Annotated in this window: 9 protein-coding genes and 1 pseudogene; 5 read left to right on the forward strand and 5 right to left on the reverse strand. The window is 75.8% G+C overall.

The annotated features are described in order from the left end of the window. A partial coding sequence (locus ICW40_RS16985) for an SbtR family transcriptional regulator (RefSeq protein WP_221655192.1) occupies nucleotides 1-354 on the forward strand: 354 nt, incomplete at its 5' end. Between the two features lie 95 nt (nucleotides 355-449). On the opposite strand, the gene ICW40_RS16990 is transcribed toward ICW40_RS16985, so the two are convergent. After that, complete coding sequence (locus ICW40_RS16990) at nucleotides 450-3,002, reverse strand: MMPL family transporter (protein ID WP_308121880.1); 2,553 nt, start codon at nucleotides 3,000-3,002, stop codon at nucleotides 450-452. A 353-nt stretch (nucleotides 3,003-3,355) separates the two neighbouring features. Here ICW40_RS16990 and ICW40_RS16995 point away from each other — a divergent pair, with 353 nt between their 5' ends. Continuing rightward, complete coding sequence (locus tag ICW40_RS16995; protein WP_221655193.1) at nucleotides 3,356-3,538, forward strand: hypothetical protein; 183 nt, start codon at nucleotides 3,356-3,358, stop codon at nucleotides 3,536-3,538. A gap of 92 nt (nucleotides 3,539-3,630) precedes the next feature. Here the strand turns inward: ICW40_RS16995 and ligD are convergent, their stop codons facing one another. Beyond that, complete coding sequence (ligD, locus tag ICW40_RS17000; RefSeq protein ID WP_308121881.1) at nucleotides 3,631-5,238, reverse strand: non-homologous end-joining DNA ligase LigD; 1,608 nt, start codon at nucleotides 5,236-5,238, stop codon at nucleotides 3,631-3,633. Nucleotides 5,239-5,309: 71 nt separating this feature from the next. Further along, nucleotides 5,310-6,461, reverse strand: coding sequence for a flavin-containing monooxygenase (locus ICW40_RS17005; protein ID WP_221655194.1), 1,152 nt, complete (start codon nucleotides 6,459-6,461; stop codon nucleotides 5,310-5,312). Nucleotides 6,462-6,860: 399 nt separating this feature from the next. Here ICW40_RS17005 and ICW40_RS17010 point away from each other — a divergent pair, with 399 nt between their 5' ends. Then, on the forward strand, nucleotides 6,861-7,355 hold the full coding sequence (locus tag ICW40_RS17010) for an FBP domain-containing protein (protein ID WP_221655195.1): 495 nt from the start codon (nucleotides 6,861-6,863) through the stop codon (nucleotides 7,353-7,355). A gap of 21 nt (nucleotides 7,356-7,376) precedes the next feature. Here ICW40_RS17010 and ICW40_RS17015 read toward each other — a convergent pair whose 3' ends face one another. Continuing rightward, nucleotides 7,377-7,937 (reverse strand): YqgE/AlgH family protein, encoded by a 561-nt coding sequence (locus ICW40_RS17015; RefSeq protein WP_221655196.1) that lies wholly within the window; start codon nucleotides 7,935-7,937, stop codon nucleotides 7,377-7,379. 196 nt (nucleotides 7,938-8,133) lie between these two features. On the opposite strand from ICW40_RS17015, the gene ICW40_RS17020 reads away from it, so the two are divergent. Then, nucleotides 8,134-8,706 carry a hemerythrin domain-containing protein gene (locus tag ICW40_RS17020; RefSeq protein WP_221655197.1) on the forward strand — a complete coding sequence of 191 codons (573 nt, stop codon included), beginning with the start codon at nucleotides 8,134-8,136 and terminating at the stop codon, nucleotides 8,704-8,706. Nucleotides 8,707-8,789: 83 nt separating this feature from the next. Beyond that, nucleotides 8,790-10,154, forward strand: coding sequence for a serine hydrolase (locus ICW40_RS17025; RefSeq protein WP_221655198.1), 1,365 nt, complete (start codon nucleotides 8,790-8,792; stop codon nucleotides 10,152-10,154). A 59-nt stretch (nucleotides 10,155-10,213) separates the two neighbouring features. Here ICW40_RS17025 and ICW40_RS17030 read toward each other — a convergent pair. After that, nucleotides 10,214-10,735 (reverse strand): annotated as a pseudogene (locus ICW40_RS17030) (hypothetical protein); the annotation flags it as partial.

Raw genomic sequence — 10,735 nt, forward strand, 5'->3', positions numbered from 1 at the left:
GGCGGCGAGGGCGCAGACGGCGGGGACCTGCCGGACCGGGACACCGCCGACGCCGGGCCCCGCCACCTGGCCGCCGACCGCGCCGCGTTCGCCGCCGTCGGCGACCGCCTCCTGGAGCGGGCGCGGGCGGAGGGCGACCTGCGCCCCGGCGTCACGAGCGAGGACATCACGGTGCTGCTGTGGATGGTCACCGAGCTCGCCGAGCACAGCGCCGACCTGCGGCCGGACGCCTACCGCCGCTACCTCCGCCTGCTCGCGGACGGTCTGCGCGACGCGCCCGACCGCGCCCCGCTCCCGGACGGGCCGGACGCCGACGACGTCGCCGCGATCAGCCGGCGGTGGGCGTCGCGCTGACCGCGCGCACGTCGCTCGGGCGTGACGACGGTGGGCAGCGCGGTCCGGCGCGACGACCGGGGCAGCCGGCCCGTCGCGCCGGTCCGCCGCACCGGTCAGCGCGTCGCGGCCGGCTCCCGCTCGTCCTCGGTGCCCGCGTGCAGCGCGTGGTGCGCCCGCTCGAGCTTCGCGCCCTCGACGTCGACGTCGGGCAGCACGCGGTCGAGCCAGCGCGGCAGCCACCACGCCTTCTCCCCCGCGAGGTGCATGAGCGCGGGCACGAGCAGCATCCGGACGAGGAACGCGTCGACGAGGACGCCGAAGGCCAGGCCGAAGCCGATCGGCCGGATGATCGCCGTGTGCGAGAACACGAAGCCGCCGAAGACGGCGATCATGATGATCGCGGCGGCGGTGACCACCGCACGACCCGCGCGGACGCCCTGCGTGACGGCGCGGCGCGCGTCGGCCCCGTGCGCGTACGCCTCGCGCATGCCGGACGTGAGGAACAGCTGGTAGTCCATCGCCAGGCCGAAGAGCACGCCGACGAGGATCGTCGGCAGGAAGCTCAGCACGGGGCCCGGGTCGTGCACGCCGAAGATCTCGCCCAGCCAGCCCCACTGGTAGATGGCGACGACGCCGCCGAAGGCCGCGAACACCGAGAGGATGAACCCGGCGGTCGCGATGAGCGGCACGACGAACGACCGGAACACGACCACGAGGATGATGAGCGACAGGCCGATGACCACGGCGAGGTAGACCGGCAGCGCGGCGCTGAGCTTCTCCGAGATGTCGATGTTGCCGCTCGCGGCGCCGGCGACGCCGAGCGTGACGCCCGGCTCCTGGACGTCCAGGCCGCGCAGCGTGTGCACGAGCTCCTCGGTCGACACGGCGTTCGGACCCTCGGCGGGCACCACCTGGAATGCCGTGAGCGCGAGGTCCTCCGAGGTCGCGAACGGGACGACCGCCTCGACGTCGTCGACCGCGAAGATCTCCGCGCCGATGCGCGCCTGCAGGCCCGTGACGTCGGCCTCCTCGACGCCCTCGGGCAGGTCCGCGACGACGACGAGCGGGCCGTTGATGCCCTCGCCGAACCGCTCCGCAACCACCGTGTACGCGCGGTACTGGCTCGAGTCCTCGGGCTCCGAGGAGCCGTCCGGCAGGCCGAGGCGCATGGACGCCGCGGGCAGGGCGACGACGCCCAGCACGGCGACGCCGACGACGAGCCGCAGCACCGCGCTCCCGGTCGACATCGGCGCGACGTCGGCGGGCGGCGGCGTCGGCGCGGCGTCCCGCTGACGGCGCGGCAGCACGCGTGAGCCGGCGAGCGCGAGCAGCGCGGGGGTCGCCGTCACCGCGACGAGGACGGCGATCACGACGCACACGGCCGCGACGGTGCCCATGAGGCCGAGGAACGGGATGCCTGTGACGTTGAGGGCGAGCAGCGCGATGACGACGGTCGCCCCGGCGAACACGACGGCGTTGCCCGACGTGCCGTTGGCCAGGCCGATCGACTCGTGCAGGTCCGCGCCCTCGCGGAGCTGGCGGCGGTGCCGGTTGAGGATGAACAGCGAGTAGTCGATGCCGACCGCCAGGCCGAGCATCACGCCCAGCACGGGCGTCACCGAGATCATCTCGACGGTGCCCGAGAGGGCGAGCGCACCCGCGGCGCCGACGCCGACGCCCACGAGGGCCGTGAGCAGCGGCAGGCCGGCGGCGATGATCGTGCCGAGCATGACGAGCAGGACGATCGCGGCGACCGCGACGCCGACGACCTCGGCTGCGCCGCCGATGTTCGGCACGCCGGCCACGAGCTCGTTCGAGACGTCGACCTCGAGCCCGTCGACCTGCTGCTCGGTGAAGGCGGCGGACACCGCGTCCTTGGTCTCCGGGGTGACCTCGAACAGCGGCTCGGTGAAGACGACCGTCGCGACAACGGCCGAGCCGTCCTCGGCGACCGTGCGGTAGCCCTCGGCCATCTCGAGCAGCGCGGCACCGTCGGTCAGCTGCGGCTCCTGCGCCGCGATCTCGGCGACGGCCGCGTCGAGCGTCGCCTGCTCGGCGTCGAGCTGGGCGGCGCCGGCGTCGAGGACGGCCTGCTCCGCGTCCAGCTGCGGGCCTACGACGTCGGCCATGCCCGCCGCCTCGGCCTGCGCGCGGGCGGCGCCGAGCTGCTCCTGCCCGACCGCGAGCTCGGCGCGCGCCGCGTCGAGCTGCTCCTGACCCGCGGCGAGCTGGGCCTTGCCCTCCTCGAGCTGCGCCTGCCCGTCGGCGAGCTGCTGCGCCTGGGCCGCACGCTCGGCCTCGGTCGCGAACGGGTCGACGGCGGCCTCGACCCCGTCGACCTCCGCCGCGCGCTCGACGGCCTCGGCGACCGCGGCGCGCTGCTCGTCGGTGAACGGCTCGCCGTCGGACGTGTAGAGCACGACGCTGCCCGTGCCGCCCGAGGCGGACGAGAGCTCGGCCTCGAGCCGGTCGGTGACCTCGGCGGTCGCGGTGCCCGGGATCGAGATCGCCGAGCTGAGCGTGCCGCCGAAGGCCAGGTACGCACCCCCGGCAAGGCCGAGGACGACGAGCCACGTGAGCAGGACGGCCCATGCGCGCCGCGCCGAGGACCTCCCGAGGCGGTAGAGCATCTCGGCCATGGCGTGGTTCTCCTCAGGTGGTGGCATCGGTGCGTGGTCCGCGCCGCCGGGGGCCGCGCGCCGCCATCCGCGCGGGGCACGTCCCGGCTGGGCCGGGGCGGCGGGCGAAGAGGATGGACGGTATCCGTATCGAAGTCTACGTCGCGACCGCGAGATCGGCGGACCGGGGACGGGTGATCTGCACCGCACCCGGGACCACAGTCCCTTGCCTCTGCCCCCACCCGGAGCCGTCCGGGTCCCGCACGGCGCCTTCACCCGCCCCGGCCCGCCCGGTGCAGCCGCCGCGGTGCCACGCTGGTCGTGCGAGCCGGACCCGGCCCGCACGCCGCGACGACGCGACCCGTCCTGCGCGGCACCGGCACACCAGTGCAGGAGGAACCGTGCACCCCGACGCCTACCTCGTCATCTACCGCCACCGGATCGACCACCTCGAGCACCGGCTCGAGCAGGAGCGGTCGATGAGGTCCCGGCTCGACGTCGCGCCCCTGCGCGGCGGCGGACGCAAGGTCGCCGTCATGCGCGCGCTCCACGGCCGGTACCGGAGGGTCACCTCGCGCGACTGAGCCCCTGCCGGGCACAGGTGAGTGAGGCCCGCGGGCGTGGCCCCGGCGCGGCAGGCCCGCGCCATCAGCGCAGGCACGGCGGCCGCGGGACGTCAGCCCAGGCGCGGCAGCCGCTGGTCGCCGCCCAGCACGCCGCGGAACACGTCGCCCCGCTCGGCGACGCGGTCGAGCACCGTCCTGATGGTGAACGCGTCGGGCCGCAGCCACGGCTCGTCGAGCTCGTCCCACGTGATCGGCGCGGACACGGGCGCGCCGGCGGCGGCGCGCGGGCTATAGGGCGCGACGAGGGTCTTGTTGATCGCGTTCTGCGTGAAGTCGAGCCGCGCCTGCCCGCCGCGGTCCCGCACCTCCCACCGCCAGCTGACGAGGTCGGGGACGACGGCGCCCACGGTGCGCGAGACCCGCTCCACCCACGCCCGCGTCTCGTCGAAGTCGGGCCCGGTCGTGATCGGCACCCAGACCTGGATCCCGCGCCGGCCGGTGAGCTTGGGATAGGCGCGCACGCCCAGGTGCTCGAAGGCGTCGCGGTGCAGCCGCGCGAGCAGGACGACGTCGTCCCAGTCGGTGCTCGGGCCGGGGTCGACGTCGAACAGCGCGTACGTGGGCCGGTGCGGCTCGGCGGTCAGCGACGTCCAGGCGTGCCACTCGAGCGCACCGAAGTTCGCCGCCCACACGAGCGCCGCCGGCTCGTCGACCACGAGGTAGGTCGTCGTCTCGCCCGGGTCCGCCTCGGGGTTGTCCCAGCGCGGCAGCCACGACGGCGCGTGCGCGGGCACCTGCTTGTGCCAGAAGCCCTTGCGCCCGGCGCCCTCCGGGTAGCGGTGCATGTTGAGCGCGCGGCCGCGCAGGTAGGGCAGCACCACCGGCGCGATCCGTGCGGCGTACCGGACGAGCTCGCGCTTGGTCACCGGCGGCTCGTCGGCCCGCGCCGGGAACAGCACCTTGTCGAGGTTCGTCACGCGGAGCCTGCGGCCGAACACCTCCCACGTGCCGCCCTCGCCGAGGTCGTCGAGCGCGGCGAGCGCGTCGTCGCCGGGTCCGGTGACGGTCGGGTGCAGCTCGATCGAGGCCTCGGCCGCCGGCAGGTCCGAGCGCCACAGCCGCTCGGGGTCGGCCTTGACCTCGTCGTTGGTCCGGCCGGAGACGACGGACGTCGGGTGGTCCTCGGCGTCCCAGCCGTCGACGGCGTGCTCGTCCTTCTTGTGCAGCAGCAGCCACTGCTCCTTGCCGTGCTCGTCCGCCTCGCCCCGCCGCACCAGGACCAGGCGCCCTCGTAGGCGCTCGCCGTGGACGTCGGCGTGCAGCTCACCGGCCGCGACCGCGGCCACCGGGTCGTCCGTGCCGTGCGGCTCCCACGTCCCGCGGTCCCAGACGATGACGTCGCCGCCGCCGTACTCGCCTGCAGGGATGACGCCCTCGAAGTCGGCGTACTCGACGGGGTGGTCCTCGACGTGCACGGCCATCCGCCGCGCCGCCGGGTCGAGCGTCGGGCCGCGGGGAACCGCCCAGCTCGCGAGCACCCCGCCCATCTCGAACCGGAGGTCGTAGTGCAGGCGCCGCGCGCGGTGACGCTGGACGACGAACCGCAGCGCCTCGGCGGGAGCGGGCGCAGGTTCGCCGGACGGCTCCGGCGTGCGGTCGAAGTCACGCATCGACCGGTACGTCTCGAGGCCGCCCGCGCGATCACGGCTCGGCGCCACGACGTCAGGGTGCCCCAGCGGCGAGGGCGCCGCACGGTGTGCACGCCGACCTCGGGGTCAGAGCGGCCGGGTCAGGGGACGCGCCGCCGGCTGCGGGCGACGGCGCGCGCGATCCGGACGGCGTCGAGCGCGAGCTCGCGCAGCATCCCGCTGAGCGGGTTCGTGTAGCCGGTGAAGTACAGGCCGGGCGCCCCGGTCGCCGTCCGGCCGCCGTGCACGACCGGGAGCCCGCGGCCGTCGAGCACCGGCAGGTGCCCGACGAGGTCCTCGAGGCCCTGCCGGTAGCCCGTCGCGGCGACGACCACCTCGGGCGTGATCCGCTCGCCGTCGGCGAGGACGACCGCGTCGCGCTCGAAGGCCGCGACGGTGGCGACCGGCTCGACCCGCCCGGCGCGCACCGCGGCCACCAGCCCGACGTCCTGCACGGGGATGGCACCCGCCCGCGCCCGCGTCGCGAGCCCGACCTCGGGCCGCGGCAGGCCGTGCGCGCTCAGGTCCAGGCCCTCGGCCCGCGCGACGACGCGCGCCATCCGGTCCACCACCGCGACGGGGAGGCGCCGGACGACGACGCCCGTGGCCTGCGCGGGCCAGCCCGCCGTCGTGCGCCGCAGGATGTGCGGCGCGGTGCGGAACGCGAGGCGCACGCGGTCGGCGCCGCCCTCCACGAGGTCGACGGCGATCTCCGCACCCGTGTTGCCCACGCCGACGACGAGCACGTCCCGTCCGCGGTACGGCCGGGCGTTGCGGTAGTCCCGCGCGTGCAGCAGCGTGCCGGTCCACGTCTCGAGGCCGGGCCACGCGGGCACGTGCGGCGTGTGGCTGTACCCCGTCGCCACCACGACCACCGGCGCCGTGAGCCGCGTGCCGTCGGCGCACGCGAGCGCCCAGCCGTCGCCGTCGCGCTCGACGCGCCGGACGTCGACGCCCGTGCGCACGTCGAGGCGGTGGTGCGCCGCGTACCGCTCGAGGTAGCGGACGACGTCGTCGCGGCTCACCCAGCGACCCGCGTCGCGCGGGATCGGGAGCCCGGGCAGGCCCGACATGCGCCGGGTCGTGTGCAGGTGCAGCCGGTCGTAGTGGCGCCGCCAGGAGGCGCCGACGGCGTCCGCCCGCTCGAGGACCGTGGTCGGCACGCCGCGTCGTCCGAGCGCGGCGGCGACCGCGAGCCCGCCGGGTCCGGCGCCGACGACGAGGACCTCCGCGCGCCCTGCCCCGGTGCCCATGGCCCTTCCTACCGCGCGTCGCACGCCGCGCGACAGGTCCCGGCCGCCGCCGCCTTGTGGCGTCCCCCGGGGGCGGCGTTTGGTCCGCGGCGCGGAGCGGTTGCATCATGGCCGGGAGCGCCCGGGACGTCCGGGCCGCACGGACGGAGCGCACGGCGATGCAGCGGGGAAGCGAGGCGGCCCTCCAGGCCTGCTCGGGCACGGGCCGGACGACCGTCCGGAGCGCCTGACGCCTTCACGGCGACCACGTCCCACCGGGACGCACCTCGGCACGCCGGCCGGTCTCTCACCACGCCCTGCCCCACCGCCGCGCACTCCCCTCGTCCGTCGACCTCTCCGTCGACGTCGACGTCGGGTGCGCCCGCGTGGGGCGTCCGCACCCCCTGAGAGCCGAGACCCATGAACGTCCTGACCGAGAAGCAGATCCGCACGTCCTTCGTGAACTGCTCGCGCCGCGAGGCCGCGCAGCTCGCCCTCCCCCTCGACCTCGCCGAGACCCGCTGGGACCGGCTCGACGTGTTCGGCTGGATCGACCGCAAGGCGCCGCTGCGCGCCTACGTCGTCGTCCCCGTCGACGACACCCTCGTCGGCATCGCGCTCCGCTCGCCCGAGCGGTCGGCCGCCCGGCGCAGCGCCGTGTGCGCGTGGTGCGAGGACGTCTACGCGACGGGCGACGTCTCGATGTACGTCGCGCCGCGCGCGGGCGCCGCGGGCCGCAAGGGCGACACCCTGGGCACGCTCATCTGCACCACCTTCGAGTGCTCGCGCAACGTGCGCCGTACGCCCACGATCGTCGAGGCGGGCGACGACCCGGCGGCGCTCGTCGCGCGCCGGATCGAGGGGCTCCGCACGCGGTCCGCCGGGTTCGCGCGTCAGGTGCTGCGCGAGTCCTGAGCCACCCCGGACGGCCCGCGCTCAGTTGAGGCGCGGGTCGTCCGGGAAGGTCGAGACGATGGCCATCGAGCCGCCCTGCCGGCGCATCACGGCCCGCCACAGGCGCGCGGGGTCCTGCGTCGCGGCGTCCGACGGCAGCGCGGGGAAGACGAACCAGTCCCCCGCGGCGACCTCCTCGTCCAGCTGCCCCGCTCCCCAGCCGGCGTGCCCGGCGAAGACGCGCAGGCCGAGGACGCCGCGGACGTCGTCCGGGTCGGCGTCGAGGTCGACCAGCCCGAACGAGCCCGCGACACGCGTGACCGACGGCGGCGGCTCCGCGGCGGCGGGCAGCGTCGCGACCCCCAGGGCGCCGTCCAGGCCGACGGGACCGCCCTGGAACAGGCTGGCTGGCTCGCTCACCACGCCCTCCCACGCGGGCAGCACCGAGCCGACGGCGACGGAGAGCGGGCGGTTGAGCACGACGCCGAGCGCACCCTCGTCGTCGTGGTGCAGCAGCAGCACGACGGCACGCTTGAAGTTCGGGTCGAGGAGGTGCGGCACGGCGACCAGCAGGTCACCCGCGGTCAGCCGCTGTGAGCTCATGGCCCCATCCTGGGCGACGGTCCGCCCGTCCGCACCGGGGTCGCGAGCCGGCTGCACGGGGCTCCGCTGTCACCGGCCGCTGGTCGCAGCGCGTCGCCCGCCTCCGCTGGTGAGCCGGCCGGTCCTGGGTGAGGCTGGAGCCGGGCGGGCCGCGGGCCGGCGCCGCCGTCGTGCAGGCGACCCGAGGAGAGCTCCCATGACCGAGGCACAGGCCGGATCCGGTACGGACGTCGTCGACGTGCTCACGAGCGACCACCGTGAGTTCCTCGACCTGCTCGCGCAGATCGAGCACACACCCGACCCGGCGCAGCGGCGGGACCTCGCCGACACCGTCACGGCGGAGGTGATGCGGCACGCCGTCGCGGAGGAGATGTTCGTCTACCCCGCGATCGAGGAGCACCTGCCCGACGGCCGGCAGGAGGTCGAGGAGGACAAGGCCGAGCACGAGGAGATCGTCCAGCTCATGAAGCGGCTGGAGGACGCGGACCCCGCGAGCGCGCAGTTCCTCGAGATCGTCCGCGAGCTGCAGGCCGACCTCACGGAGCACATCGCCGAGGAGGAGGCCGACCAGTTCCCGCGGCTGCGCGCGCACGTGCCGCACGAGAAGCTCGTCGAGATGGGCGCGAAGGTCGAGGCCGCGAAGAAGCTCGCGCCGACCCGTCCGCACCCGAGCGCGCCGCACTCCGCGCTGTTCCACAAGACGCTCGGACCCGGCGTCGGCCTCGTCGACCGCCTCCGCGACAAGCTGTCGGGACGCGAGACCGGCTGACAGGCTGCACCGGTCGGGTGCACTGCCGAGGCGAGGGGGCAGGTTTGAGGGAGACGCGGGCGTGGGGCCGGACGGTCCCGCTGGTGGCGATCGTGCTCGCCGTGACGGCGTGCGCGGCGGAGCCGGGTGAGGACGCCGAACCCACGCCCACGCCGTCGTCGCCGGCGGCGACCCCGGACGCCGTCGAGATGCCCGACACCCCGGCCGGCCGCCAGGCCGACTGGGTGCTCGCGGAGCTCGAGGCGGACGCGAGCACCACGTCGGACGAGGCCATCGAGCGCTTCTCGGCCGCCTTCCTCGCCGCCGCACCGGTCGAGACGCTGCTGCCTGTCTTCGACCAGCTCCGCGCGGCGGCGCCGTGGACGCCGATCGACCTCGAGGGCAGCGACGAGGCGCTCCGGGTCGTCCTCACGAGCTCGGCGCAGGACCTCGCGATGGACCTCGCGGTGGACGCGGACGGTCGCATCTCGACGCTCTTCTTCTCGGAACCGCCCCCGCCGCACGACCCGGCCACCTCCTGGGAGGGTCTGGTCGAGGACGTCGAGGAGCTGGGAGCCAGCACGTCGCTGCTCGTGGCGGACGTCTCGTCCGACGGCGAGTGCGTCCCCCGGGACGGCATGCCGGCCGGGTCGTCCGCCGACGAGCCGCTGCCCATCGGCTCGATGGTCAAGCTCTACGTGCTCGGCGCGGTGGTCGACGCCGTCGGCCGGGGCGACCTCGACTGGACCACGCCGCTGACCGTGACCGACGACGTCCGCTCGCTTCCCTCGGGACGCCTGCAGGACGAGCCGACCGGGACGCAGGTGACCGTCCAGGAGGCTGCCGAGCTGATGATCTCCATCAGCGACAACACCGCCACGGACCTGCTCGTGCACGCCGTCGGACGTGAGCAGGTCGAGCGGGCGGTGGCCGAGATGGCGCACCACGACCCCGACGCGCTCGCGCCCCTCCCGACCACGAGGGAGCTGTTCTGGCTCGGCTGGGGCGGTGGTCCGGAGCTCCGCGAGCGCTGGGCCGCGGCCGACGGGGCGGGCCGCCGCGCGCTCCTCGCCGAGGCACCCGCCGGACCGCTCGCCGTCGACGTCGCGTCGATGGGCACCACGGTCGTCTGGCCCTCGGGCGTCGACTGGTTCGCCACGGCGAGCGACCTGTGCGCCGCGCACGTCGCGCTCGCCGAGCGAGCCGGCACCCCGCACGGCGAACCGGTGACGCAGATCATGTCCGCGAACCCCGGCGTCGAGGTCGACGGCGAGGAGTGGCCCTACGTCGCGTTCAAGGGCGGCAGCTCCGTCGGGACGATGGGCGGCTCCTGGTACGCCGAGGACGACGACGGCGACGCACTCGTCGTCGTGCTCCAGACCGCAGCGACCGACGTGGCCGACGCCGTGCCCGCCGAGACCCTCGTCCACGTGGCCGAGGACGCGTTCCGGCTCGCTGCCGAGGACTGAGGCGCGACCCGGCCTGACCTGACCCGGCCCGGCCCGGCCCGTCAGGCCCGTCAGGCCCGTCAGGCCACGGGCACCGTGCCCGCCAGGACCTCGGCGGCGGCCCGCGTGTTCACGACCGCGGCGCCGTGAGCGGCGAGGAAGGGACCGGAGGTCAGCGCCCCGTCGTCGGGCATGCCGACGGCGACCACGACGGCGTCGGGCCGGGCCGCGAGCACCTCGGTCACCCACCCCGTCTGCCACGCGCTGCGGTACGCGTCGCGCACCGCGAGCACGAGCGGACGCCCGTGCGCGCGTGCGACGACGCGTGCCGCCGCCTCTCCCCCGTCCACGACGGCGACCGCCTCGGCGAGAAGGTGGTGCTCGGCCAGCGCCTCGGCCACGGACCACTTGGCGTCGCCGACGGCCATGTTCGCCTCGGCCCTCAGCTCCGCGACGACCGCCGGCGCCGTCAGGGGGCTCACGACGGCGGCGCGGACGGCGCGGCGTGCGGCCTCGAGCCCCGCACCAGGTCCGGGTGCGGGAGCGTCGGCACGACCCGCGGGACCTGCACCAGCCGGCGGCGCGAGCCGCGCCCTCAGCGC

This window comes from Actinotalea ferrariae (assembly GCF_019733465.1).
Classification (GTDB): domain Bacteria; phylum Actinomycetota; class Actinomycetes; order Actinomycetales; family Cellulomonadaceae; genus Actinotalea; species Actinotalea ferrariae_A.